24 protein-coding genes and 1 pseudogene are annotated in these 24826 nt (G+C 68.4%); 16 read left to right on the top strand and 9 right to left on the bottom strand.

Annotated elements, in window-relative coordinates; genetic code table 11:
* The first annotated feature begins 292 nt into the window (after positions 1-292).
* Positions 293-946, top strand: coding sequence for a hypothetical protein (locus OG804_RS11900; RefSeq protein WP_328396857.1), 654 nt, complete (start codon positions 293-295; stop codon positions 944-946).
* A complete protein-coding gene (locus OG804_RS11895; protein WP_328396855.1) occupies positions 943-2016 on the top strand; it encodes a nucleotidyl transferase AbiEii/AbiGii toxin family protein in 1074 nt (357 codons plus the stop codon). Before OG804_RS11900 ends, OG804_RS11895 begins: the two co-directional genes overlap by 4 nt.
* 43 nt (positions 2017-2059) lie before the next feature.
* Here OG804_RS11895 and OG804_RS11890 read toward each other — a convergent pair whose 3' ends face one another.
* Positions 2060-2731, bottom strand: coding sequence for a TetR/AcrR family transcriptional regulator (locus OG804_RS11890; RefSeq protein ID WP_328396853.1), 672 nt, complete (start codon positions 2729-2731; stop codon positions 2060-2062).
* Positions 2732-2814: 83 nt separating this feature from the next.
* Here OG804_RS11890 and OG804_RS11885 point away from each other — a divergent pair, with 83 nt between their 5' ends.
* Complete coding sequence (locus OG804_RS11885; protein ID WP_328396851.1) at positions 2815-3945, top strand: FAD-dependent oxidoreductase; 1131 nt, start codon at positions 2815-2817, stop codon at positions 3943-3945.
* Between the two features lie 448 nt (positions 3946-4393).
* Here OG804_RS11885 and OG804_RS11880 read toward each other — a convergent pair whose 3' ends face one another.
* On the bottom strand, positions 4394-5323 hold the full coding sequence (locus OG804_RS11880) for an aldo/keto reductase (RefSeq protein ID WP_328396849.1): 930 nt from the start codon (positions 5321-5323) through the stop codon (positions 4394-4396).
* Between the two features lie 83 nt (positions 5324-5406).
* Between OG804_RS11880 and OG804_RS11875 the strand changes: the two genes are divergently transcribed.
* Positions 5407-6018, top strand: a complete 612-nt coding sequence (locus tag OG804_RS11875; RefSeq protein ID WP_328396847.1) for a TetR/AcrR family transcriptional regulator — start codon at positions 5407-5409, stop codon at positions 6016-6018.
* A 56-nt stretch (positions 6019-6074) separates the two neighbouring features.
* On the opposite strand, the gene OG804_RS11870 is transcribed toward OG804_RS11875, so the two are convergent.
* The gene (locus OG804_RS11870; RefSeq protein WP_328396845.1) at positions 6075-6476 is read right to left on the bottom strand and encodes an aldo/keto reductase; all 402 of its coding nucleotides are present in this window, start codon (positions 6474-6476) and stop codon (positions 6075-6077) included.
* Between the two features lie 51 nt (positions 6477-6527).
* Here OG804_RS11870 and OG804_RS11865 point away from each other — a divergent pair.
* Positions 6528-6797, top strand: a pseudogene (locus OG804_RS11865) (winged helix-turn-helix transcriptional regulator); the annotation flags it as partial.
* A 121-nt stretch (positions 6798-6918) separates the two neighbouring features.
* On the opposite strand, the gene OG804_RS11860 reads toward OG804_RS11865, so the two are convergent.
* Positions 6919-7428 (bottom strand): putative immunity protein, encoded by a 510-nt coding sequence (locus OG804_RS11860; protein ID WP_328396843.1) that lies wholly within the window; start codon positions 7426-7428, stop codon positions 6919-6921.
* Complete coding sequence (locus OG804_RS11855; RefSeq protein WP_328396841.1) at positions 7425-8036, bottom strand: putative immunity protein; 612 nt, start codon at positions 8034-8036, stop codon at positions 7425-7427. The genes OG804_RS11860 and OG804_RS11855 overlap by 4 nt, the downstream gene beginning before the upstream one ends.
* 143 nt (positions 8037-8179) lie before the next feature.
* Between OG804_RS11855 and OG804_RS11850 the strand changes: the two genes are divergently transcribed.
* Positions 8180-8656, top strand: coding sequence for a hypothetical protein (locus OG804_RS11850; RefSeq protein ID WP_328396839.1), 477 nt, complete (start codon positions 8180-8182; stop codon positions 8654-8656).
* A gap of 768 nt (positions 8657-9424) precedes the next feature.
* Here OG804_RS11850 and OG804_RS11845 read toward each other — a convergent pair.
* Positions 9425-9628 carry a DUF397 domain-containing protein gene (locus OG804_RS11845; protein ID WP_328396837.1) on the bottom strand — a complete coding sequence of 68 codons (204 nt, stop codon included), beginning with the start codon at positions 9626-9628 and terminating at the stop codon, positions 9425-9427.
* Positions 9625-10506 (bottom strand): helix-turn-helix domain-containing protein, encoded by an 882-nt coding sequence (locus tag OG804_RS11840; RefSeq protein ID WP_328396835.1) that lies wholly within the window; start codon positions 10504-10506, stop codon positions 9625-9627. The genes OG804_RS11845 and OG804_RS11840 overlap by 4 nt, the downstream gene beginning before the upstream one ends.
* A gap of 468 nt (positions 10507-10974) precedes the next feature.
* Between OG804_RS11840 and OG804_RS11835 the strand changes: the two genes are divergently transcribed.
* The 4 genes from OG804_RS11835 to OG804_RS11820 all read left to right on the top strand — a co-directional run bounded on the left by OG804_RS11835 (position 10975) and on the right by OG804_RS11820 (position 13375).
* Positions 10975-11310 (top strand): hypothetical protein, encoded by a 336-nt coding sequence (locus OG804_RS11835; protein WP_328396833.1) that lies wholly within the window; start codon positions 10975-10977, stop codon positions 11308-11310.
* Between the two features lie 215 nt (positions 11311-11525).
* Positions 11526-12140 carry a TetR/AcrR family transcriptional regulator gene (locus OG804_RS11830; protein WP_328396831.1) on the top strand — a complete coding sequence of 205 codons (615 nt, stop codon included), beginning with the start codon at positions 11526-11528 and terminating at the stop codon, positions 12138-12140.
* A gap of 61 nt (positions 12141-12201) precedes the next feature.
* Entirely contained in the window at positions 12202-12591 is a 390-nt protein-coding gene (locus OG804_RS11825; RefSeq protein ID WP_328396829.1) for a nitroreductase family deazaflavin-dependent oxidoreductase, read from the top strand.
* A 250-nt stretch (positions 12592-12841) separates the two neighbouring features.
* On the top strand, positions 12842-13375 hold the full coding sequence (locus tag OG804_RS11820; protein ID WP_328396827.1) for a M15 family metallopeptidase: 534 nt from the start codon (positions 12842-12844) through the stop codon (positions 13373-13375).
* A 163-nt stretch (positions 13376-13538) separates the two neighbouring features.
* Here the strand turns inward: OG804_RS11820 and OG804_RS11815 are convergent, their stop codons facing one another.
* Positions 13539-14771: an XRE family transcriptional regulator gene (locus OG804_RS11815; RefSeq protein WP_328396825.1), complete on the bottom strand. Its 1233-nt coding sequence runs from the start codon at positions 14769-14771 to the stop codon at positions 13539-13541.
* Positions 14772-14983: 212 nt separating this feature from the next.
* Between OG804_RS11815 and OG804_RS11810 the strand changes: the two genes are divergently transcribed.
* Positions 14984-15289 carry a hypothetical protein gene (locus OG804_RS11810; RefSeq protein WP_328396823.1) on the top strand — a complete coding sequence of 102 codons (306 nt, stop codon included), beginning with the start codon at positions 14984-14986 and terminating at the stop codon, positions 15287-15289.
* Positions 15290-15320: 31 nt separating this feature from the next.
* Here the strand turns inward: OG804_RS11810 and OG804_RS11805 are convergent, their stop codons facing one another.
* A complete protein-coding gene (locus OG804_RS11805; protein ID WP_328396821.1) occupies positions 15321-16208 on the bottom strand; it encodes a PAC2 family protein in 888 nt (295 codons plus the stop codon).
* Between the two features lie 354 nt (positions 16209-16562).
* Here OG804_RS11805 and metH point away from each other — a divergent pair, with 354 nt between their 5' ends.
* The 5 genes from metH to OG804_RS11780 all read left to right on the top strand — a co-directional run bounded on the left by metH (position 16563) and on the right by OG804_RS11780 (position 24824).
* Positions 16563-20159: a methionine synthase gene (metH, locus tag OG804_RS11800; RefSeq protein ID WP_328396819.1), complete on the top strand. Its 3597-nt coding sequence runs from the start codon at positions 16563-16565 to the stop codon at positions 20157-20159.
* 315 nt (positions 20160-20474) lie between these two features.
* A complete protein-coding gene (locus OG804_RS11795; RefSeq protein ID WP_328396817.1) occupies positions 20475-22073 on the top strand; it encodes a serine/threonine-protein kinase in 1599 nt (532 codons plus the stop codon).
* Between the two features lie 115 nt (positions 22074-22188).
* Positions 22189-22887 carry an HAD family hydrolase gene (locus OG804_RS11790; RefSeq protein WP_328396815.1) on the top strand — a complete coding sequence of 233 codons (699 nt, stop codon included), beginning with the start codon at positions 22189-22191 and terminating at the stop codon, positions 22885-22887.
* A gap of 208 nt (positions 22888-23095) precedes the next feature.
* Positions 23096-23956, top strand: coding sequence for a HalD/BesD family halogenase (locus OG804_RS11785; protein WP_328396813.1), 861 nt, complete (start codon positions 23096-23098; stop codon positions 23954-23956).
* 46 nt (positions 23957-24002) lie between these two features.
* Complete coding sequence (locus OG804_RS11780) at positions 24003-24824, top strand: class I SAM-dependent methyltransferase (RefSeq protein WP_328396811.1); 822 nt, start codon at positions 24003-24005, stop codon at positions 24822-24824.
* Positions 24825-24826 lie beyond the last annotated feature (2 nt).

Below are 24826 nucleotides of genomic sequence, written 5' to 3'. Positions count from 1 at the left end.
CCTCCAGCAGTACATGCACATGGCCGCCGCGATCGACCGCTGTCGCGCGGGCGCGGCCGGACGGCAATGCCGTCGCTCGGGCAGGAGGTAGTGACCAACCGCCTCGCTGAGTTGTCGGTGCGCTTCGGAACCCCGGCCACACCCGGCGATGTCCCGACTCCCGCCGGACCGCATCGAATCGTCGTCGGTCGACGCATCCGAACTGGTCGAATCAGTGGCCGGTAGCGCCGCGCACGTTCACCGCGTGTCAGCGGAATCGGCGGGTGTCGGTCCTCTCTGCTTCGATCAAGGTGTGACCGATGAGGATTTGGCAGCCGTACGAGGCGATTTCGAGGCGCATATCACCATTCGAGTGAGTGATGCCGGGACAGTCGATGCGTTGGAGCGGTACGCGGCGCAGCGCGACCTGAAGTTCACTCACATCGTCTTGATGCGGGGACGGATGCCTGATCAGCCGATGGTGACGGTGCGGCGATCCGGAACGGCGGTGGCGGTCCGTGACCGGGTCGACACGGTGGTTGCGGAGCTGTCGGACGCCGGGTTCGAGGTGACGCGGGTCAAGCTCGAGGCCACGCCCTGGTCCGAGGGCGTGCCGGGCACCGACGAGGCGGCCCTGGCCATGGGGTCGCGGTATTACTTCGAACACCACATCAAGCTGCTGCTGCCCAGTGGAGAAGGGCCACGGGAGGTGGCCGCGGCGGTCACCGAGCACCGGGCGCACGTATCCGCCAACGCGCGGCGGGTCCGGGCGGACGGCCGGACGGAGCGGTTCGTGACCCAGCGATGCCGGGCCGTCGGCGACCGGACCGCCGAGGCCCGGCTGGCGGATCTGCTGGCGGCGCTGGCGGACTATCGGATTCTTTCCGTCGAGCGGGAATTCGTGGTGTACGACACGAACGAATCGGCCGACGCGGGCTGGATCGTCGAGTCGTCGGTGGCGTCGTGACCGCTCCTGTGCCCGGTTGGTTCGCTGAGCCCGAAGACGGCGGACGCTGGCGGGCCGCGCGGCGGGAGGCGATCGATCATGTGCTCGCCGCAATCGCGCAGTCGCCGTGGTCGTCGCGTCTGGTCCTGCGCGGCAGTGTGCCGGTCAAGGCGTGGTTCGGGGTGTGGGCGCGCGAGCCCGGCGACCTGGACTTCGTAGTACTTCACCAGATGTGGCGGCTCAACGAGCCGTCGGTGGACGAGATGTTCGACGATCTCGTGGCCGATGCCGTGGCATTGTCACGCCGACCGGGCAGCACCGTCTCGATCGATCGGAAACCGTGCTGGCGCGACGAGATCGGCGACGACTACCGGTACCACGGTATGCCCGGCCAGCGGCTGGTGTTGTCCTGGTACGGGCGTGGACAAGTGGGCACCGTACAAATCGATTTCGCCTTCGACGAGCCACTGGACGACCCGCCCGAGCCGACGACGATCCCGTGCTCGGGTCCGCCGGGCCGGTCGATAGTGCTACAGACCGCGAGTAAACGACTCTCGCTCGCGTGGAAGATCGCCTGGCTCGCCGCCGACGCCGGTCTCGCCGCCGAATCGAACGAGGGCAGCGCTCATGGGCCCGGCCCGTCGGGCAAAGACCTCTACGACGCCGTGCTGCTGGCAGAACATTGCCGGCTGCCCGGCGACCTGCTCGACACGGTCCTGCGGTCCTGCGGTGTACCGGTACTCGCTGCCTACGACACGCCTCTGGAATTGCTGGTGAACATCGCCAACGACGTCGACTGGCGAGCATTCGCCGGAGACCACCCGCTGCTCGCCGGTGCGCACGAGGAGTTCGTGTGGCGATTCGTCGCCGCGCTGGCCCCGATCTTCCCTTCCGGCTCGAGCAGGTTGCTGTCGCTGCTGACCGAGCATTGCCGCCACGAAGTGCCCGCCCTGCGCGCAGTGCTGGGGTCCGACGGTATGCCGGGACTCGCGGAATGGCTCTCCGCCGGGCAGTATTCGATGGTCGAACGGATCGTGCTGGTCCGCGAGATATTCGGTGCGAGTTGTTCGCGCGGCACACGCACCGGCTGACACGGAGTGCGGCGAGAAAAACCGGCGCGCGGCGCGGGAAGGGCTAGCGGACGGTGGCGATGCCGGCGAGGATGAGGTCGATGCCGGCGCGGAACTGCTCGCGGTCGTCGTGGTCGCGCAGCTGCGTCGCCACCTGGCGCACGAACGGATATTTCGCCGGGTCGTGCTGCATCCACCGTGCGGTGATGGTCGCGAGGAAGGCCGATCGATCGGTCTCCGGAGTGAGCAGCCGAGCGCCCGCGGCGTACTGGGCAGCGAGTCCGAGGATATAGCTCACCAGCGCGGACGCGGAGTCGAACTGCGCTCGTTCGGGAACGCCGAGCGCCCGGAGTTGTCCGCCGATGCTTTCGAAGATCCGCGCGATCGCGGACTGCCAGGGTTCACGGGAGAGCTGGGTGCCCACCCAGGGATGAGCGTCGATCGCATCGAATACGCCGGAGGCGAGGGCGCGGATCGCCTCCCGCGGCTGCGCCCCCGCGATCATCTCGGTGGTGGCCCGGGCGATGACGTCGTCGGCCGCCGCCGCGAGCAGCTCGTCTTTATTGGCGACGTGGTGGTAGATCGCCCCGCTCCCGGTCGCCAGGCGGGTGGCGAGTGCGCGAAAGGTCAGTGCGGTCTCGCCGTCGGCGTCGAGGATATCGATCGCGGCTTCGACGATCCGCTCCTTGGAGAGCGCGTCGGTGCGCCGCTCGCTGCGCTGTCTCTTGGTCGCCATGCGCACTATCTTGACAGATTTGGAACAACGTTCCAAGATGGTGTTGGAACAGCGTTCCAAATTCGACTCGAAAGGAGAGCACGATGACGACACCGGTAACGATCGTCGGCGCGGGCCTCGGCGGCCTCACTCTCGCGCGCGTCCTCCACGTCCACGGCATTCCCGCAACGATCTACGAGGCGGAGTCCTCGGCGGCGGCCCGCGGACAGGGCGGACAGCTCGATATCCACGAACACAACGGACAGCTCGCGCTGCGGGCGGCCGGACTGTTCGACGAATTCCTCGGTCTGATCCACGAAGGCGGGGCAGCGACAAGAGCGCTCGACCGGAACGGAAAGGTGCTGCTCGACGAGCCCGACGACGGCACCGGCGCCCGCCCGGAGGTGCTTCGCGGCGAGCTGCGGCGGATCCTCCTCGAATCCCTGCCGGCCGAGACTGTCCAGTGGGGGAAGAAGCTCACCGGCGTCGCGTCCCTCGGCGGCGGCCGGCACGAGCTGGCGTTCGCGGACGGATCGACCGTGCGCACCGAACTGCTCGTGGGCGCGGACGGCGCCTGGTCGAAGGTCCGCCCGCTGCTGTCGGACGCGACACCCGAATACGTCGGCACGACGTTCGTCGAAACCTACCTGTACGACGTCGGTGAGCGGCACCGTGCGGCGGCCGACGCGGTCGGCGGCGGCACGATGTTCGCCCTCGCCCCGGGAAAGGGAATCGTCGCGCACCGCGAAGCGGGGGACGTCCTGCACACCTACGTCGAGCTCAACCGCTCGGCAGAGTGGGTCGGCCGTATCGATTTCACCGACGCGGCCGCCGCGGCCGCTCGGGTCGCGGCCGAATTCGACGGGTGGGCACCGGAACTCACCGCGCTGATCACCGACGGCGAAACCGCCCCGGTGCCGCGCCTGATCCACGCACTACCCGACAGTCACCGCTGGGACCGGGTACCCGGCGTGACGCTCCTCGGTGACGCCGCGCATCTGATGGCGCCATCCGGCGAAGGCGCGAACCTGGCGATGTTCGACGGCGCCGAGCTCGGGAAGGCGATCGCCGCGCACCCCGGCGCCATCGAAGCGGCGCTCACCGCCTACGAAGCGGCGCTGTTCCCGCGCAGTGAATCGGAAGCGGCGGATGCGCATTCGATCCTCGAACTGTGCCTCGGCGACCGCGCACCGTTCTCGCTCGTCGATTTTCTCGCGGGCGCCTCGGTGGGGTAGCGAATCGCAATAGCGACAGCTGAAGGCGCGCTGCCGGTTTCCGCCGGCGCCAGTAGAGGCCGGCCCGGTATTTGCGGTCAGCTCTGCGGGTTCAGTCCCGCCACGGTCAACTGAAACAGCTCGTCGGCCCGTGCGCCGGGGTCGGGGCAGTGTTCCGGGGCCAGGGCGATGCCCACGATCAGCGTATTCCGCCGGCTATGGGCGCCAGGCTCGAATGGCTGAACGCGGCTGGTCGGCCCCGCCGCCCGGAGTGTCCGCGCGACTTCGGCATTCCGCTCACCAGCTTCGAGGAATGGGCGCTGAAGTACCTGCGCTCGCCGGCTCGGGTCGCGGTACCGCTCGCACCCTCGGTCCACGCTTTCGGGACCCGAGTGTCGCATCCGAATTACGCGGCGCTGAAACGTGATCGGAGGAGGTTGTCCCTGGCGGCCGAGTCCCCGGTTCCCGTTCAGCCGATGATGTCTCCCGAGCGCGACGGGACGGCGTCCAGCGCGGCAAGCGTCGCCGTATCGAGGGCGACCGCACCCGCGGCGACGTTCGCCGCGAGGTGTCCGGCATCGGCGGTGCCCGGGATGAGCATTGTGTTCGGGGCGTGGTGCAGCAGCCACGCCAGCCCGATCTGTGCGGGCGTGTGACCCAGCGCTCGGGCGGCGGCCCGGACGGCCGGTTCCTCGGTCACCTTCGGCATCCCCGGGAAGGAGCTGCCGAGCGGGAAGTACGGCACCCAGGCGATGTTCTCGGCCAGGCAGAGCTCGAGCAGGTCCTCGTCGGTGCGGGATACGAGGCTGTAGGCGTTCTGCACGCACGCCGGGCTCGCCGGCAGTGCCCGGTTCAGTTCCTCGATTCCGACGTTGCTGATCCCGATCGCGCCGATCTTGCCCTCGTCGCGCAGGGCGGTCATGACGGCGAGCTGGTCGTCGATATCGACCGCTTGCTCACCCACAGCGCGCAGCCCGGGGCCGGTGGCGGCCCGGCGCAGATTGACCAGGGGGATCTGGTCGAGGCCGAGGCTTGCGAGGTTGTCGTCGACGGCGGCCCGCAGCTCCTCGGGCCGTTGCGCGAGCCGCATCGGGTAGGGGCCGCCGGGGTCGGGAGTGGCGCCGACCTTGCTGACGACGAGGACGCCGTCCGCGGGCCGGACGGCCTCGCGGATCACCTCGTTGGCGAATCCGTTCCCGTAGAACTGGGCGGTGTCGATGTGGTCGATGCCGAGCGCGATCGCGCGGCGCACAATGCCGACGGCGGTATCGCGGTCGTCCCGGAGACGTTCGAGCTGCATGGCCCCGAAGCCGACGCGGGATACGGTGCGCCCGGCGAGCGGTCCGGGTCCGCCGGCGCGGCGAGCGCCGGTGGCGGTGGTGGACTCGGTGGTTGTCATGAGATCCCGTTCTCGTGCGAAGATAGAGGAAACGGAGGATCCTCCGTTAATCCGACCATAGCACTAACGGAGGTGCCTCCGCTTTGGGAAAGTCCGAGTCGCTGTCCGCGGGCGCGCCCGGCCACGGCCGTCCGGCCCGCGCCGACGCGCGCCGTAATCGCGAGAAACTGCTGGATGTCGCGCGCGCGGAGTTCGCCGCCGCCGACGGCACCGTCGCGCTCGAGGCCGTCGCCCGCGCGGCGGGCGTCGGCATCGGCACCCTCTATCGGCACTTCCCCACCCGCGAAGCGCTCGTGGAGGCCGTCTACGCCGCCGAACTCGACGATGTCGCCACCAGCGCCGTCGACCTGCTCGCCGCACAGCCGCCCGACGCCGCGTTACGCGCCTGGATGGACCGCTACGCGGAATTCGTCGCCACCAAACGCGGCATGCTCGACACCCTCCGTGCCGGCTGGGCCTCGGGAACCATCGCCACGCCGACCACGCGGGAGCGCCTCACCGCCACGGTCGCGACCCTCCTCGCGGCCGGAGCGCGATCGGGTTCGCTGCGCGATGACGTCGCCGCCGGCGATGTCATCGCCATGCTTTTCGGAGTATTCTTGTCGACGGCCGTCGGCGGTGGCCCGGACCAGACCGGTCGGCTGCTGGACCTCATCATGGACGCACTTCGCCCGGGTAAGGCCCGATCCCGGTGAATGACCTTGTGCCCGAGCGCTACTGAATTCCGCCGCCCGGCCATCGGGTAGCTACCTCACCGTTGGTCGATCTTGTCGAGTTCGGCGATGTCTTCGGGGGAGAGCCGGAGTCCGGCGCCGGCGACATTCTCGCGCAGATGGGCAGCCGACGAGGTTCCGGGAATGAGCAGGATATTCGGCGACCGCTGTAGCAACCAGGCCAGGGCGACCGACATCGACGTCGCGTCGAGCCGGGCGGCCACGGCGGAAAGCGCTGCGGACTGGAGCGGGCTGAAGCCGCCGAGTGGGAAGAAGGGCACGTAGGCGATGCCCTGTTCGGCGAGCTCGTCGATCAGCTCGTCGTCCTGGCGGTAGCCGAGGTTGTACATGTTCTGCACGCAGACGATCGGCGCGATCGCGCGCGCCTCGGCGTCGCGATCAGCTGGCGGACCCATGACCCCGGGACCGGCGAGTTGCATGGCGCCGTAACCGAACCGGGACACGGACAGGTCGCCCAATGTCCAGGTGCCGGCGAGCCGCGGCCGATGCGCTACTCGGAACTGTCCCGGATGCTGGCGGGTGTCAGCCAGAAGATGCTCACCCAGACGCTGCGATCGCTGGAACGAGACGGACTGGTCAGCCGCGCCGTGGTGCCCACCGTGCCCGTCACAGTGACGTACGAGCTGACCGACCTGGGCATCTCGCTGCATCGCATGATGCGCGGGCTGAAAACCTGGGCCGAGACCCATATGGACGACGTGATCGCCAACCGCGCGACCTACGACACCGGCACCGACTGAACGACGCCTCGACGCCACATAGTGAGGGCGTCGACGGTGGAAGGGACGGCCGGGTGTGGATCGGTGACGGAAATCCTGCGGTCGCGATCGCCGGGCTACAGCGAGCTCTCGTCGGTAGGGGTCAGTCGGAGAAGACCGACCAGCAGATGCCGTCGCGCCGGAGCTGGTCTTCGAGGACAAGAGCGCGGATCGGGTCGGGGAGCTGCGCGCGCTGCCAGTCGCGCTCGATCCGCCCCGCCCGAGAATCATCGGGGTGCGCGCTGCGGGCGGCCTTGATCGCGTAGGCGGCGGCGCCGAGATCGTGTTCGGCGACATGACCGACGCAGGCGGCCTGTCCGGCGGCGTAGGCGGCGAACCGGGCCGCGCCGACGAGCGGCCTGGCCGCGCCCATCGCGTGACCACCGGCCGCGCGGGCCCGCATCATCGGCATATCGCCCCGCGCCCACGCTCGCGCCGCCGCGACGGCGTTGCGAGGCCGTGGATCCTCGGGCAGCTCCCGCTCGAAGAAGTCCAGAACATGCTCGGCGCACGCGGCGGCCCACAGCGCGAGCAACTGATGATCGGCGTCGGTCAGCGAGCCACCCCGACGGATCGTCACCATCCGGGGGTCTCGGATTTTCGGCAGAATCATCGCTGCTCCGCCGCTCGGTCGTGTGATGCGCGCGGAGCCCGCGACTGGTCCCGCAGACGGTCGTCGAGCTCGTGCACCAGCCGGCCGACCCGGTTCGTTCCGGCGTCGATCCTCGGGTAGCGGCGGAGGACGTCGATCAACAGCGGTGTCGCGAGGTCGATGATGCGCTCGACAGGGTCGCCCGCGTCCTGTTCCTCGCCGGCGGGGCACAATTCGAACACCCGGATCGTGTGTGCGGCCGCGCGCAGAATGTGGTTGACCTGGACGGCATCCGCCAGCGGATGCAGGTACGCCGACGCCGCGGCATCGCCCGCGGCCATCGCGGCATGGAACGCGACCGGCGACGCCGCTTCTTTCGCGGCACGGTGGGCCGCCGGCGCTGCTACCCGTTGGGCTCGGGAGCGGCGGCCTCCCCGCGCGAACGCGAGGGCGGCGGCGAGTGCTTCGCTGGGCCTGTCGTCGTCGGGGTGCTGCGCCTGGAAGACCGGGAGCACCTGTTCGGCCGCGGCGACGGCGAAAGCGGTCACTGCCCTGAGCTCGTTCGAGGTCAAGGCGAAGTCCGGTGTGCGCGGTTCGCGCGGGGTGGCGGGCTTTCGCTGAATGTTCACGCTCTCTGATCGTAACTTTGAACACTCGGTTGAAGGTATGGCCGGGTTTTCCTCGTTATACGAGTGAAAACCTTCAAAAGCGGATGGGAAAGGCCGCATCCTCCGTGGTCGACATTGTCATACTTTTAAAGTACTTTTAAAGTATGACTGTTCATGAGGTGTCGTTCTCTGACCTGCAGTTGCACGGGAAGGCAACTGTGGAACGGTTGCGCAAGTCTCCTGGCCAGTCTCTGTTGGTGCGGCGACGTGATGCCGAGGATCTTCTGCTGACCACCGCGGCCAGGGCCGAGCTCGAGCACAAAGCCGCGTCGGTGACGACCCGCATGTTCATCGCCTTGATGCAGCGTGATCCGAAGGTGCGAGAGCTGGTCACCGATGTACTACCCGACGTATTTCCCTGGGTTGCTTTCTTATCGCGCGAAGAAGTCCAAGAGTTCGTTCTCGAGTTGGTGTCGACCATGCGCGCGGCAGAATCGCTGGACAACCCCGCGCCGGTGGTCCAGGTGATCGATAGCTGGCGGCATACCGCCGAGGTATTGGCCGATCCGGTCTTGGCGGAGATCCTTAGCACCGAAACCGACGCTGACCTGGGGACGGTTCCTCACCCGGATGCCTCATGAGCCCCAAACGCGGAGAACGGGTGGCGCCTCCTGCGGTTGCCGGTCGATGGGAGCTGAGGTATGCGACCGGTCAGGCGTGCACCGGCTGGGAGGACCTGTGTCAACAGGCGCCCGCGAACACACTCGACGCCTGGGAACTGCTCCGGTCCCGGCCCGACACTCCTGCGCCGACAGCTCGGAATCATCGTTTGAAGGGTCGTCTGGCCGCCGGGGCGCATAAAGGCGTCGAGATGGAGCAGTGGCAGCTCGAGGTGACCGCGGGCGGGCGGATCTTCTATCTCGTCGACCGTGAGCGGCAGACCCTCTGGATCAAGTGGGCGGGGACAGGGCACCCCAAAATCACCGACTAGCGCCGTCGGCTGGCCCGGCGCAGGCATTCGCTCCGGACGATAGTCGGGGACCTGAGAGCTCGAGCGGCGCAATGTGGTCGAACAGCGCCACAACCGGATCGAAAAGTCCTGTGGCCCGGCACATCCCGGTGAGCCGATCATGCCGCCAGGGTCATCGGCCCAGCTTCGGATGTTTGGGTGGCTGAAGATTCCGATGGCTGCACGCAGCCGGTAGCCGCATCGGCCATATCGCCCAATTCGACCCGGCACCGAGCCGTGGTCACCTCCGGCCGCTCGGGGTAACTGGACGCGCATGCAAGTCGGTGGACCTTCGAACGGGAACTGCCATGAGCGGCAAGGTCGCCGCGACTTCTCGGTGGAGAGGTCGCGGCGGCCGAGTCGGCCCGGCTGCGGGCACGATCGTTCCGGTTCGTGGAGGCTAGGGCCGATCGAAACCGCCGCCCTTCGCGCTCATAAGAAAGGCGTCCCACTCCTTCGAGGCGAAAATCAGAGCGGGGCCGCCCGGATTCTTGCTGTCGCGCACGCCGACCCGGCCACCGTCCAGATGCGCGGCCTCTACGCAGTCTTTGCCGCCATGACTGCGGCTGCTCTTGAACCACTTCGCGGCCGTCTGGTCGATCACGCTTGCCACTCCTTCATTGCCTTCAGTATCAGGTCCCTGGATGCCGACCTGGGCAACGCTACCTGCCGAATCATGTTCGCTTCGTGTGAGAATCTGCTAACTTCTGTCTCTCGCTCGAGGTAGAGGTCTCCGGCCAACCCTTCGACGTATGCGACGGGAGGCTCCTGGAGCTTGGATGTCAGCAACGGCGGGAATGAGAACAGCACGAACGGCGAGGCGATGAGACCGGCGGGGTTCTTGGCCCGAAAAGGGACGATTCGAATTTCGGCCTGTTCGGACCGATCCACAAGGTTCTGTACCTGAGCGGCCATGATCGCCGCGCTGCCGACTTGATAGTGGAGGGTTCCCTCGGCGATCAGCGCTTCGAACCGAAAACCTGCTTCATCGAGCATTCCTTGACGCTTCGCCGCCATGTCCAACATTCGATCGACATCTGCGGGAGCGGTTTCGGGAGATGTTGCCCACGTGATGGCGCGGCGGTATTCGCGGGTCTGTAGCAGGCCGGGAACCAGAGTCGTCTGCCAGCTTGTTACCCAGTTGGCCGCGCCTTCGAGCGATAGGTAGTAGTCGAAATTGGTGGCCATCGAGTCCGCGTAGGCCCGCCACCAGCCGCCCCCGGTTGCTGCAGAGGTCCGAATCTCTTGCGCGAGCGTAAGCAGTAATCGACGTTCGGCATCGGTCGTTTGGTAGGCGTTCGCCAACGTATTCAGCAGCATATCGGTCACTTTGGTGATTCGGCCGTCTTCCAGCCGACCGTATGTCTGGGAGCTCGTCTCGGCGATACGCGCAGCTGCCGCCTGGCTGATGTCGTTGCGTTCGCGGAGGTTGCGCAGCTGACGGCCCAGAGCTCTTCTCGGAAGGGTAGATCCAGCGGGCATATTCGTTGCCTTTGCTAACCGGATGGATGGAATATGGAGTACCCCCGTGGCGAAATATCGAGGATTCCACCGTGCACCTGCCACGATAGTGCTTCCGAATTGGTTGTCGCGCAGCTCTACTGAGTAAGTGCCCGGTGCAGGCCACCTCCAGAAACTCTGGGGGACACCAGATCAACGCCAGGAGTGCCGAGAGCTGGTGGTCCATCATTCACGGTTTGGTCGCTGATGCCCTGTTGGACCCTGCGCCGGGTGCTCTCCGAGACTAGGCCAGGAGCAGGGGATTCCTCGTGTATGCCAACGGATTGCGGACCGAGATTCCGGACATCGCTTGCCCGGATCGGCTACCTGTTCGCGTGCCGGGTGACACCGGGGTGCCGGACGGACCTGTGGCGGTGCCGCTGCCGATCGAACGACTGGAACACATCGCGCGGGCCGTGCGCCGCTGGTGTGCGGACACGGGAGGGGCGCGTGGCCGTTGCTGAGCGTCTGGCCGCGATCGGGCTGGTCAGGCGCGTGGTTCCGACGCCCGCTGTCGACCTGCACGAGTTGGCGGGGCGGCACGGGTTCCGGCTCGTGTTCACCGTCTACACGGATGCGGGACCGCTGGTCACCGCGCTGGCGTTGGTCCGGCACGTGGGTGAGCACGACGCCCGGGCGGTCGTGGTTCCCGGGTTCGAGCAGGCCGACGCGGTCCGGCATCTGGTCACCGATCTCGCGGCGCTCATCACCCCGATACGGCTGTATCCGCGTGGGCACCGCTGGGCGGGGGACGGCCCGGACCGGGAGCGGCCGGTGGATGGCTGATCTGGCGCTGGTGCAATTGGCGCTGGGTCTGCTCGGGCTCACCCTCGCCCTGTGGTGGCCCGAACGGCGGCACTGAGGCAGACGTACCCCACCTCGGAAGGTGGGGTGCGTCTGTGCCCGGACCGTGTGGTCGGGTCCCGAATTAGGATACTTTCGGTTTCTTATTCCACGGATTTGGTGTAGAAATAAGATACGGAAAGTATCTAGGAGGAGTTGTGGTCGAGACTCGCCGCAGAGGTGAAGAGCTCGAAGAGGCGATCTACACCGCTGTCCTCGACGAAGTCGCCGCGCGTGGATACGCCGAGGCGACCTATAGCGGGATCGCGGCGCGGGTGGGCACCAGCAAGCCTGTCCTCTACCGCCGTTGGGCGAGCAAAGCGGAGATGGTGCTGGCTGCCGTCGCGGCCAGGTCGCATCGGCTCGGCGGGGAGTTTCCCGATACCGGCACGCTGGCCGGCGATCTGGTCGCGGTGCTGATCGCGGTGCGGGCCTGGCTGCCCGGGGTCGGGCGGGCGACCGTACTGGGTTTGCTCGCCGAACTGGACGACCGGCTGATCGAGCAGCTGCGGTCGCTGCTGTTCCAGCGTGGCAGCGTGCTGCTGCACTCGGCGGTGCGGCGGGCTCGGTCACGCGGCGAGCTCGGCGCATCCGAGGTCCCCGATCAGGTGCTGGCGCTTCCATTCGACCTCGCCCGCCACGATCTGCTGATCCGCGGTGTCCTGACCGACGAGCGCATCAATGAGATCGTTCACGACCTGGTGGTACCGGTGTTGCGGCACCACAGCTTCGACCTACCGCCGAGCCGGGACCGCCCGGGCTCCAACGAGTAGACAGGCCGCGCCGCCCAGCATCGGCGATCCACCCGCCCCCACTCACACGACAGGAACCCCAATGTCCAGCCTCAGTCGCCTCACCGGACTCTCCCGCCGCCTCAACCCCTTGCTCGCGCCGCTCGCCCGCACCCTGCCGCCCCTGGCGGTGCTGCACCATCAGGGGCGCCGCAGCGGCCGCCGCTACGACACCCCGGTGCAGGCCTACCGCACCGACACCGGGTTCGTCGTCGCGCTCGCCTACACCACCGAGGCCGATTGGGCGCACAACCTGCTCGCCGCCGGGAGCGGCGAGATCACCCGTGCCCGACAGCGTTACACCATCACCGACCCGCATCGTCGCGGCCGTGAAGCGGATCGCCACCTGCCCGCATTCATAGCGTGGATGTTCCGCGCGCTCGGCATCGACGAGTTCGTCGAATTCGACGCGAGACCGGCGGGTCGCCACTGAGCGGCCGGCCCGGGTCGCCGCGGGTCGGCTCAGGAGGCGGGTTCCAATGGGAATCCGGTACCGGGCGGTGGCCGGGGGCGGTCTCGACCGGAGCGCGGATCTACTTGCGCCAGGGCGTTGTCGCTAGTCGGCCGCGCGCCCGCACGCAACCTCTCCGGCGGTCCCGATGTGGACCCATGTGGATCACATTTGTGCTGCTCAGGGAGTTGTCGGTGCGGTGCGGGGCCGCCGCGTAGATAGGATCGTCCGCATGATCAACCGGGTGCGCTCCCTTCCTCGCCGTACCGGTGTCGCGGCCGGAATCCTGGCGTGCGCGGCCGCCGGTCTGGTGCTCAGCACCCCGCACGCCGCCGCCGCGCCCGCGGCGGGGTTCCCGGTACCGCCGCTCACCGAAGTCGCGGCGGCCGGCACCGAGGGGCTGGACCCGCTGCTGGCGCTGGCCTACACCATGGCCGAGCAGGAAGCACACGCGCAGGGTGTGCCGATGTCGATCAATTCCGGCTACCGCAGCCCCGGAGAGCAGCGGGCGATGTGGGAGGACGGGCTGGCCACCTACGGAACCCCCGAGGAGACCCGGCGCTGGGTGCTGCCGCCGGAGGAGTCCACGCACGTCACCGGCCGGGCCGTCGATATCGCGCCCCGGGAGGGCGCGGCGTGGCTCGAGGCCAACGGCAACCGCTGGGGACTCTGCCGGACGTTCGACAACGAGTGGTGGCATTTCGAGCTGGTCACGCTGCCGGGGACCGGGTGCCCGGCTCGAGTGCCCGACGCCGCGCACCGCTGAACCACGGACGGGTACGGGGGCTCTGCGCCCGCCCGCGCGACCACGCGCGGTGGCGTATCGAGCAGATGCGCTCCGGCGACGGGATGCCCGTTGCCGCATGCCGTCGGTTCGGCGGGCCGACGTCGTCCGGCGGTCCGGCGTCTTCTGGAACGGCCCGGTGCGGTCAGACACCCGATAGCGACCTGAGTTCGTCCAGGAAGCTCCGGGTGCGCGGGTCGCCCGGGAAGTTCGCGACCAGTTCGTGCGCCACCTCGCTGCCGATGCACAGCAGCGACGGCAGCGAGCGTCGCTGCGCCTCGAACGCGCGTAACCCCTGCGCGACGGCCAATTCGAGATCGCGGGCGCGCGCGGCCACCACGGCCAGCGTCAGCCGGGCTTCGGCGACCCGCATCGGATTGCGGACCGTGCCGTCGAGGGCGATCGAATCGGCGAGCACCGCGCGGGCATAGGTTTCGGCGTGCGCGTCGTCGCCGACCACGCGGCAGCAGTCCATGGCGTAGAAATCGAACTTCTGCGGGTCCACGACGAAGTGATTGTCGAGATCGTCGGGATGGCCGAGCCGGTTCAACAGGGTGCGGCCCTCGGTCAGCGCCGCGTCCACCGCGGTGCGGTCGCCGAGCCGGGCCCAGGCCTTCGCGCGCTGCGCGGCGAGCTGCACGCCGACACCGGTGGCCGCGCATTCCGCCGGAACCGCCTCGGCCGCCTGGATGACGCCGCGATGATTGCCCTGGGTGAGCGCGAACCAGGCCGCCAGTTCCGAACTCCAGCCGATGATCTCGGGGTGCCCGGCCTCCTGGCCCAGCGACCGCGCCGCACGGCGGGTGGCCTCGGCGCTGCTGCGCCGGCCCAGATCGTAATCCAGGCAGCCGAGCAGCAGGGCGACCCAGCCCGCCAGCTCCAGCACCTCTTTGTGCTGCGCCAGAGTGAGGCGGCTGTCGAGCAGCGCGGCGATCCGGCGCAACCAGCCCGACGCCTCGCGATGCAGTTCGTGCGGATCGGTATCGGCGTAGTCGCAGCACAATCGCTGGGCGGTGATCCGCACGGCGTCCAGGGTGGCGGTCGAGATATCGGACATCCGTAGGCGGCCCATGAATTCGAGCGTGTCCATCCCGGTGGCGGTGAGCAATTCGTCGTCGCGGCTCGGGCGGGCCTTGGGAAAGAACGCCGCCGCCACCGAATCGAAGGCGGCCGCGATGAGCGGCGCGTAGAAATCGTCGGGACGCGATTCGCCGGATTCCCAACGCCGCCAATTACGTAGCAGGGTGCTGTCGGTCGGGAGATTATGGGACGACTTGGCGCGCAGGGCGCGTACGGCGTCCGCCTGTGACCACCCACGCGCATCACGTTCCGAGCGCATCCGGATGGCCCACAGCGGACGATCTTCAGCAGCAGTCACGTCGCCAGTATTGCACCAGCAAACTTTCCGTGGACCCCAGAGGGCATCCAGATGTCCCCCGCATGACCTCTTCTGCCCTAGTCGGCGTTCGGTCATGCTCGAATCGGGCCGGTTCCGTGCCGGTTCAAGCAACACCCCCGCGAATGCGGGAGGAGATCTCCGGAGCAGTAATGGTTCCCCGCCCGGTGCGGGGGAGGATTCAGGAGGTTCGGGTGGAAGCGTTGGTGTACGGGTATTTACGCGACGATCTGGCCGCGGGCGAAGGCGACGATATGGAGGCCGCGCTACGCGAGCTGGCCGATGCCCAGGGACTGTGCTTCGCCGCGACATTCCACGAATCACACCCCGGTGACGGGACGGCGTTCGCCGAACTGACCCGGGAACTCCAACGAGCCGACGCGCACCATGTGGTGGTGCCGTCGCTCGATCACCTCACCGGCCAGGTGATTCCACGCGAACTGCTGATCGCGAAACTGGCCAGTGACGCCGCCGCCCGAATCTGGTCGGTGGCCGGCTGAACCGGCGACCCGGCGGCTCGGGCGCACCCCCTCAGCGACCGAAGCCGCCGGGTCCCCGTCGCCGCAGATACTTCTCGAATTCGGCTGCCAGGGCATCGCCGTCGATCTTGGCCATCGCCTCGTTCACATCGATCGCGGCGTCGCCGCGCTCCTCCAGCGAACGCACATACTCGGCGATCTCGTCGTCGGCGTCGGTCATCTCGTTGACCGTCGACTCCCATTCCTCGGCCTGCTGCGGTAGTTCCCGCAACGGCACCTCGATATCGAGGACATCCTCGACCCGGTGCAGCAACGCGATCGTCGCCTTCGGATTCGGCGGCTGCGAGACGTAGTGCGGAACCGCGGCCCAGAACGACACCGCCGGGACACCCGCTTTCACACATTCGTCCTGCAGGACCCCGGTGATCCCGGTGGGCCCCTCGTAGCGGGTCTGCTCCAGATTGAACTGCTCGGCCGCCTCCTTGCTGTACGCGGAACCGGTCACCGGTACGGGTCGGGTGTGCGGGGTGTCGGCCAGCAGCGCACCCAGGATCACCACGGTCTGCACATTCAGTTGATCGATGAACTCGAGCAGATCGGCGCAGAAGCGCCGCCACCGCATATTCGGTTCGATACCGCGTAGCAACACCACATCGCGGTCGCTCCCGGGCGGGGAGCACACCGACAGGACGGTCGCCGGCCAGACGATCTCCCGGGTGACGCCTTCCACCTGCCGCACCATCGGCCGGTTCACCTGGTAGTCGTAGTAGTCCTCGGAATCGAGTTCGGCCAGCGGCCGCGCATCCCAGATCAACTCCAGGTGTTCCACCGCCCCACTGGCCGCGTCACCAGCATCGTTCCACCCCTCGAAGGCGGCGACGAGCACCGGGTCGCGCAACGCGGGCAGTTCCCGATCCACCGGAGATTCACTCGAGCTCACCCCTGCCAGCCTACGGTGCGGCCCGGCACCGGCGCGCAGTATCGGTTCGGCCGCGCCTGTCGCACCCCGGCGGCGGCTGCACCCCTTGTTCGCAACCGTGTGCGGGTAGCCCTCCTGTTCCCAACTATTTGCGGACCGCACCGCTGTTCCCAACTGTTTGCGGGCCGCGCCTGCTGTGCCCGACTGTGTGGGCGCGCTTGTTGTGCCCGACTGTGTGGGCGCGCTTGTTGTGCCCGACTGTGCGGGCCGCGCCTGCTGTGTGCCCGACCATGTGCGGGCGCGCCCGCTGTGGCCGCCCGCACAGCCCGCGAGCTAGGGGCAGAGCGTGACGGAGGCTCCCACTAGTCTGGATCCATGTCTGCCTCCCGCTCCGCCGAGTTCGACACCACTTTGCTCGACACCCTCGCCCGGCGTGTTGTGATCGGCGACGGCGCGATGGGCACGATGCTGCAGGCCGTGGATCTCACACTCGACGACTTCCGCGGCCTGGAGGGCTGCAACGAGATCCTCAACGACACCCGGCCCGAGGTGCTGCGGCATATCCACCGGTCCTATTTCGAGGCCGGCGCCGACGCCGTGGAGACCAATACCTTCGGCTGCAACCTGCCCAACCTCGCCGACTACGGGATCGCCGACCGGATCCGGGACCTTTCGGAGAAGGGCACCCGGCTGGCCCGCGAGGTCGCCGACGAGATGGGCCCCGGACCCGACGGCGTGCCGCGCTACGTTCTCGGTTCGATGGGGCCCGGCACCAAGCTCCCCACTCTCGGGCATGCTCCGTACGCGGCCCTGCGCGACGCCTATACCGAAGCCGCGCTCGGCATGCTCGACGGCGGCGCCGACGCGGTCCTCGTGGAGACCTGCCAGGACCTGCTGCAGGTCAAGGCCGCCATCACCGGTACCCACCGGGCCATGGAGCAGGTCGGCCGCCGTATCCCGATCATCACCCACGTCACGGTGGAGACCACGGGCACCATGCTGGTGGGCAGTGAGATCGGCGCGGCGCTCACCGCGCTCGAACCCCTGGGCATCGACCTGATCGGCCTCAACTGCGCCACCGGACCGGACGAGATGAGCGAGCATCTGCGCTACCTCTCCCAGCACGCCCGTATCCCGGTATCGGTGATGCCCAACGCCGGGCTGCCGGTGCTCGGCTCGCACGGCGCCGAGTACCCGCTGACCCCCGAGGAGCTGGCCGCGGCACTGCGCGGTTTCGTCGCCGACTACGGTCTGGCCCTGGTCGGCGGCTGCTGCGGCACCACCCCGGAACACATCCGCCAGGTCGCCGCGGCGGTCCGCGAGGTCGAAACCGGGCTGGCGCCGGTCGGGCAGCGCCGCTCGCCCGAACCCGAGCCGAGTATCTCGAGCATGTACACCGCGGTGCCGTTCCAGCAGGACGCGAGTGTGCTGATGATCGGCGAACGCACCAACGCCAACGGGTCCAAGGCGTTCCGCGAGGCCATGCTCGCCCAGGATTGGACGAAATGCCTCGATATCGCCAAGGATCAGACCCGCGACGGCGCCCATATGCTCGATCTGTGCGTCGACTACGTCGGCCGTGACGGCGCCGTCGATATGTCGGAACTGGCTTCCCGGCTGGCCACCGCGTCCACGCTGCCGATCATGCTCGACTCCACCGAGACCCCCGTCCTGCGCGCGGGACTGGAACATCTGGGTGGGCGCTGCGCGGTGAACTCGGTGAACTTCGAGGACGGCGACGGCCCCGAATCGCGCTATCAGCAGACCATGCGCCTGGTGTCCGAACACGGCGCCGCGGTGGTCGCGCTGACGATCGACGAGGAGGGCCAGGCCCGCACCGCCGAGCACAAGGTCGCCATCGCCGAGCGGCTCATCGCCGATATCACCGGCAACTGGGGCCTGCGCGACAGCGATATCATCATCGACACCCTCACCTTCACCCTCGGCACCGGGCAGGAGGAGTCGCGGCGCGACGGCCTGGAGACCATCGAGGCCATCCGTGAGCTCAAACGCCGCCATCCCGAGGTGCAGACAACGCTGGGTCTGTCGAATATCTCGTTCGGCCTGAACCCCGCCGCGCGGCAGGTGCTGAACTCGGTGTTCATGAACGAATGCGTCGAGGCCGGGCTGGACAGCGCCATCGTGCACGCGTCGAAGATCCTGCCGATGAGCCGGATCCCGGACGAACAGCGCGAGACGGCGCTGGACCTCGTCTACGACCGCCGCCGGGAGGGCTACGACCCGCTGCAGACGCTCATGGGGCTCTTCGAGGGTGTGACGACCGCCGATTCCCGCGCCTCCCGCGCCGACGAACTGGCCGCGCTGCCGCTGTTCGAACGCTTGGAGCGGCGCATCGTCGACGGCGAGCGGGGCGGTATGGAAGCCGACCTCGACGAGGCGATGGGGGAGGTCCCGCCGCTGCGGATCATCAACGAGACCCTGCTGTCCGGGATGAAAACCGTCGGCGAACTGTTCGGGTCCGGGCAGATGCAGCTGCCGTTCGTGCTGCAGTCGGCCGAGGTCATGAAGCTCGCTGTGGCCCATCTGGAACCGCATATGGAGGCCACCGACGACAGCGGCAAAGGCCGCGTGGTGCTCGCCACGGTCAAGGGCGATGTGCACGATATCGGCAAGAACCTGGTGGACATCATCCTGTCCAACAACGGCTACGAGGTGGTGAACCTCGGGATCAAACAACCCATCGCGACCATCCTCGACGCCGCGCTGGACAAGAAGGCCGATGTCATCGGTATGTCCGGACTGCTGGTGAAATCCACCGTGGTGATGAAGGAGAACCTGGAGGAGCTCAACTCCCGGGGAGTCGCCGACCAGTTCCCGGTGTTGCTCGGCGGCGCCGCGCTCACCCGGTCGTATGTGGAGAACGATCTCACCGACGTCTACCACGGCGATGTGCACTACGCCCGCGACGCGTTCGAGGGCCTGCGGCTGATGGACGAGATCATGTCGCGCAAACGCGGCGACGGTCCCGACCCGGACAGCCCGGAGGCCGTCGCGGAACGGAAGAAGGTGGCCGAACGCAAGGCACGGCACGAACGTTCGCGCCGGATCGCCGAACAGCGGCGCGCCACCGAGACGCCGATCGAGGTACCCGACCGGTCGGATGTGGCCGCCGATGTGCCGGTGCCGGTGCCGCCGTTCTGGGGCACCCGGGTGATCAAGGGCCTGCCGGTGCACGAGTACTCCGGACTGCTGGACGAACGGGCGCTGTTCCTCGGCCAGTGGGGTCTGCGGGGTCAGCGCGGTGGCGAGGGGCCCGGCTATGAGGAACTGGTGGAGTCCGACGGCCGGCCGCGACTGCGGGCCTGGCTCGACGAGCTCAGCACCCAGGGCGTGCTACAGCACGCCGCCGTGGTGTACGGCTATTTCCCGGCCGTCTCCGAGGGCGACGACGTCGTCGTGCTCACCGAACCGGAACCCGATGCTCCGCAGCGTCACCGCTTCACCTTCCCGCGCCAGCAGCGGGACCGGTTCCTGTGCGTCGCCGACTTCATCCGCTCGCGCGAAGACGCGCGGCGGACCGGGCAGGTGGATGTGCTGCCGTTCCAGCTGGTCACCATGGGTCAGCCGATCGCCGATTTCGCCAATCAGCTCTTCGCCGCCGACAACTACCGGGACTACCTGGAAGTGCACGGAATCGGCGTCCAGCTGACCGAGGCGCTCGCCGAGTACTGGCATCGCCGGATCCGCGAGGAGCTCACCCTGGAGGGACACGCGATCGCCGAAACCGATCCGGCCGATGTCGCCGACTATTTCAAACTCGGTTACCGGGGTGCGCGCTACTCGTTCGGGTACGGCGCCTGCCCGGACCTGGAGGATCGCGCCAAACTGGTGGACCTGCTCGATGCCGCGCGGCTCGGGGTGACGCTGTCGGAGGAACTGCAGTTGCACCCGGAGCAGTCGACGGATGCGTTCGTCCTGCTGCATCCGGAGGCCAAATACTTCAGTGTCTGAGGCGCGATAAACCTTTCGCGAGTGTGATTGTCATCACCGCGCGGTTCGTTCGGCTCGGCCGGCGCGGCGTAGGATCCGGAAAACGCAGGTGAACGGCATTCGGCGGGGTCGGCGATCCCGTACTGCCCGCGCGGGTTCCGGGTGCCGGAGCGTACGATTTCCGGGAATTTCCGCTGAGGTTCCCGCCGAATGAGAGTGCCGACAACGTTGTCGGGTAATTCGGTCGCGCGGGTCCGGAGCGGAGCCGTAGGCAGCCGCCTGTGACGCGCGGAGTGCTGGAAGACTCGGCGGCGAACAGAAGGGGCCACGACAGAGATGACCAAGGATCGGCTGATCGCCGGACGGTATCGGCTCACGGATCCCATCGGCACCGGCGCCATGGGTGTGGTGTGGCGGGCCCTCGATATCCGGCTCCAGCGCACCGTCGCGGTCAAACAGGTGCTGCTCGGACCCAACCTGACCGACCAGCAGACCGCGGAAGCGCGCAAACGCGCACTGCGCGAAGGCCGTATTGCCGCGCGCCTGCACCACCCCAACGCGATATCGGTGTTCGACGTCGCGGACGAGGACGGTCAGCCGTGGCTGGTGATGGAGTACATGAACGCGCCGAGCCTGGCCAGCCGGTTGAATCTCGACGGCACCATGGGGCCGCTCGAGGTCGCCCGGCTCGGTGCCCAGGCGGCCGCGGCGCTGGCCGCGGCCCACGACGCGGGGATCGTGCATCGCGATGTGAAACCGGCGAATCTGCTGGTGGGCGATGACGGTACGGTGAAGATCACCGATTTCGGCATCTCTCGTGCCACCGGCGATGTCACCGTCACGGCCACCGGTTTCCTGGCCGGTACCCCCGCCTACCTCGCGCCCGAGGTGGCGCGTGGCGAGCAGCCGATTCCGGCGTCGGACGTGTTCGCGCTCGGATCGACGCTCTACCACTCGATCACCGGTCGCCCGCCGTTCGGCGACGGCGACAACCCGCTGGCCGTCCTGCACGCGGTCGCGGGCGGCCAGGTCGAGCAGCCGCCCGGTACGGGCGCGCTCGGGCCGGTGCTGATGCGGCTGCTGGCAACCGAAGTCGCGACCCGGCCCACCATGGACGAGGCGCGCGTCATGCTCGAAGAGGTGGCCGCCGGCCGGGCGCCGATACCGGTGGACGCGGCGCCGTCCACCGCTACCAAGGTCCTGCCCGTCGACCACGCCGCCACCACCGCACTGCCCACCGATCCGGCCCCTGCCCCCGGGGCGGCGGCCGCCGCCCCGGGCGGACCCGCGTTCCGCGATTCGGGCCGGTCGGCCGCACCCCACGGTCCGGGACCGGTGCCGCCTGCCGCCTCGTCGCCGGCGTCCCGTCCGGACGCGGGCGGCGGGGCCCGGACCAGGACGGCGGTGCTGGCCGGTGCCGCGGCACTCGTTCTCGTGGTCGTGATCGGCTTGCTGCTGGCCAACGGTGGCGGGGACGGTGATTCGGCCGCGCAGGCTCCGGGGACCTCTCAGGCGGTGGCCCCGGACGAACCGGATACCACCGAGGCCGATACCTCGACCACCGATCGGCCGTCGGACACGACCACCACCGCGGCGCCGTCGACCACCACGGCCGAGAACGGTCCGCCGTCGCCCGCGCGCGTGGAGCAGTTCGTTCGCGGCTACTACGGCCTGCTGCCCGGCAACCCGTCCGCGGCCTGGGCGCAGTTGTCGCCCGGATACCAGGCCACCACCGGCGGCTACGCCGAGTACACCCGGTGGTGGTCGACCATCTCCGCGGTCAGCATCGGTGCGGTGACCCCGTCGGGCACCGGCGCGGCCGTTGCCACCCTCACCTACACGATGAGCAACGGTGCGGTGCAGTCGGAGAGCCGCTCGTTCCAGGTGGCGCCCGCGGGTGGTCAATTGCAGATCACCGCGTCCCAGCTGCAATGAGTTCGTCGGCGGCCGATGCCGGCTCGGATTTCCGGTGCCGATACGGTCGGCCGAGGGTTCGCGGCCGTGCGCCGGGAACCGGCGATGTGATCCACCGCGACGAAAGGCCGTACGGATGACCCAGCTCGCCGGGGTGTTGTGGGATATGGACGGGACCCTGCTCGATTCGGAGAAGCTCTGGGATATCGGCGTCCGGGAACTGGCACGCGAACTGGGGCGGGAGATGACCCAGGAGATCCGCCACGCGCTGATCGGGGCGTCCGGGGCCGACGCCCTGCGGATCATGTTCACCGAACTCGGTGTGGACCCGGATCCCGACGCGGTGGCGGAGGCCGGCCGCTTTCTGGACCGCCGCGTCACCGAACTGATGACGGGGCCGATCCCGTGGCGTCCGGGCGCGCAGGAGGCACTGGATGCGGTGCGCGCCGCGGGCCTGCCCTGCGCGCTGGTGACCAATACCAAGCGGTCGCTGACCGAGCTGGCGCTGGAGACCCTGGGTCGTGACCGGTTCGATGTCTCGGTCTGCGGTGACGAGGTGCCCCACGGCAAACCGGATCCGGCCGTATACCTCCGGGCGGCGGATCTGCTGGGTCTGAACCCTCGGGACTGTGTGGCGGTCGAGGATTCGGTGGCCGGGGTCGCCGCGGCCGCGGCCGCGGGGTGCGGGGTCCTGGTGGTGCCGTGTGAGATCCCGGTGCCGGTGCATCCGTCCCGGGTGCACCGCGACAGCCTGACCGCGCTGTCGCGGGCCGACCTCGAGCAGGTGCTGAATCTTCGCCGCACGGTCGCTCCGGGGCCGGCCGCCGCGTCCTGACCGGTCGGCCCGGATACCGCTACCGAGTCGAATCATCCGATCACCGGGTGTTTTTCGCGTTCCCCGGTGTTTCCGTTGGTGGCGTATGACAACGCGGGATCGTGAATAGTGTTGCGGATCAACAAGACCGAACGGTCCGTGACCGGACTCACCAGCTATCTCAAGCATTCACCGGGCGTGTCGCAGACAGTCCGATAACAATATCGTTATGGCCGCCACGGTGACCTTGGATGAAATCGTCGACACTTCCCGTTACCCGCTCGCCGAACCCGATACGCCCGGGTGGCGTGCCGCGGTCGCGGCGGCGCGGGCCGATCTGGCCGAGGACGGCTGTACCGTTCTGCGCGAGTTCATCCGGCCCGAGCTGCACGCGCTGCTCGCGGAACAGGGCGAGCGGATGGCGCCGCACGCCTACTACCGCACCGAACGGGTCAACGCCTACAACATTCCCCTCGACACCGAGCTGCCCGAGGATCATCCCGGCCGGATCGTGTTCGAACGCGGGAACGCCTTCGTCCCGCGTGACCGCATTCCCGTCGGCGCGCTGATCCACCAGCTCTACACCGACGACCTGTTCCAGCGCTTCCTCGCCGACTGCTTCGGCCGCACCCACCTGCACGAATTCGCCGACCCGCTGGCCGGGCTCGTGCTCAACGTGGTGGCGCCGGGCCAGTCGCATCCCTGGCATTTCGACACCAACGAGTTCACCGTCAGCATGCTCACCGCGCCGCCCGAGTCCGGCGGCGAGTTCCAATACTGCCCCGGTATCCGTTCCCCACAGGTCGAGAACCTCGCCGAGGTGCGCGCGGTGATCACCGGATCCGGCGATCGGCTGGTCCGGCGCCTGGTCCTGCGGCCCGGCGACCTCCAACTGTTCCAGGGCCGATACTCCCTGCACCGGGTGTCACCGGTGGCGGGCGGGACCGCCCGGCATACGGCGATCTTCGCCTACAGCGACCGTCCCGGTGTCATCGGCACCGTGGAGCGCACCCGTCAGCTTTTCGGGCGGGTGCTCCCCGATCATCTCGCCGCGGCCGACGCCGTCCGGGGTGACCGGCTGCTCGATTGATCGAGGACACGATCGAGTAGATACAGCCCCAGGAGAGGAACACAACGTGCCAGTGCCGTTGCACACCACCGGGAAAGCATCCTTCGACGACATCTACTCGAGGCCCGACCCCCGCGACTACTACGCACGGATGTCGGAATTGGACTACCGCATCCCGGAACTGGCGAAACCGCATCTGCGCCGGCAGATCGACGAATGGCGCGCCGCCACGGGCACGGCCCCGAGCGTGCTCGACATCGGCTGTTCCTACGGGGTGAACGCGGCCCTGCTGCGGCTGGACACCACCCTCGCCGAACTCGCCGATTCGTACGCCGATCCGGCGACGGCGACGGACGAGTTCGTCGCTCGCGACCGGGCCCGTCTCGCCGGCCGGGACGCCCTGCCGGGGGTGCGCTTCCTCGGTATGGACGCCTCCGCGCCCGCGTTGGACTATGCGCGGGCCGCCGGATTGCTCGACGCGGTGGTGCACGCCGACCTCGAGGCCGGCGATCCCACCGACGAACAGCGCGAGATCCTGGCCTCGGCGGATCTGGTGGTCTCGACCGGCTGTATCGGATACGTCACCGAGAAGACGATCGCCCGGATCGCCACCGCGCACCCCGACCGCCGCCCCTGGATGGCCCATTTCGTGCTGCGCATGTACGGTTTCGGACCTATCGAGGCGGAACTGGCAGCATTGGGTTACCACACCCGGCGGATGCCCGGCGAGTTCGCCCAGCGCCGGTTCGCCTCGGCGGCCGAACGAGAACAGGTACTCGGTACGCTGACCGCGAACGGGACCGATCCGGCGGGCCTGGAGGACGAGGGTCGGCTGTATGCCAATCTCTATGTGTCCCGGCCACTTTCGTCGAAGTTACCTGCCGAGTGAAC

Source organism: Nocardia sp. NBC_00416 (genome assembly GCF_036032445.1).
Classification (GTDB): domain Bacteria; phylum Actinomycetota; class Actinomycetes; order Mycobacteriales; family Mycobacteriaceae; genus Nocardia.
This window is presented reverse-complemented; position numbering and strand designations above follow the sequence as displayed.

Coding starts and splice junctions, on each gene's coding strand:
- OG804_RS11890 (WP_328396853.1), bottom strand. CDS start 2,731: ATGGCGACCAAGAGACAGCGCAGCGAGCGGCGCACCGACGCGCTCTCC.
- OG804_RS11885 (WP_328396851.1), top strand. CDS start 2,815: ATGACGACACCGGTAACGATCGTCGGCGCGGGCCTCGGCGGCCTCACT.
- OG804_RS11880 (WP_328396849.1), bottom strand. CDS start 5,323: ATGACAACCACCGAGTCCACCACCGCCACCGGCGCTCGCCGCGCCGGC.
- OG804_RS11870 (WP_328396845.1), bottom strand. CDS start 6,476: ATGCAACTCGCCGGTCCCGGGGTCATGGGTCCGCCAGCTGATCGCGAC.
- OG804_RS11860 (WP_328396843.1), bottom strand. CDS start 7,428: ATGATTCTGCCGAAAATCCGAGACCCCCGGATGGTGACGATCCGTCGG.
- OG804_RS11850 (WP_328396839.1), top strand. CDS start 8,180: ATGACTGTTCATGAGGTGTCGTTCTCTGACCTGCAGTTGCACGGGAAG.
- OG804_RS11840 (WP_328396835.1), bottom strand. CDS start 10,506: ATGCCCGCTGGATCTACCCTTCCGAGAAGAGCTCTGGGCCGTCAGCTG.
- OG804_RS11825 (WP_328396829.1), top strand. CDS start 12,202: ATGTCCAGCCTCAGTCGCCTCACCGGACTCTCCCGCCGCCTCAACCCC.
- OG804_RS11820 (WP_328396827.1), top strand. CDS start 12,842: ATGATCAACCGGGTGCGCTCCCTTCCTCGCCGTACCGGTGTCGCGGCC.
- metH (WP_328396819.1), top strand. CDS start 16,563: ATGTCTGCCTCCCGCTCCGCCGAGTTCGACACCACTTTGCTCGACACC.
- OG804_RS11795 (WP_328396817.1), top strand. CDS start 20,475: ATGACCAAGGATCGGCTGATCGCCGGACGGTATCGGCTCACGGATCCC.
- OG804_RS11790 (WP_328396815.1), top strand. CDS start 22,189: ATGACCCAGCTCGCCGGGGTGTTGTGGGATATGGACGGGACCCTGCTC.
- OG804_RS11785 (WP_328396813.1), top strand. CDS start 23,096: ATGGCCGCCACGGTGACCTTGGATGAAATCGTCGACACTTCCCGTTAC.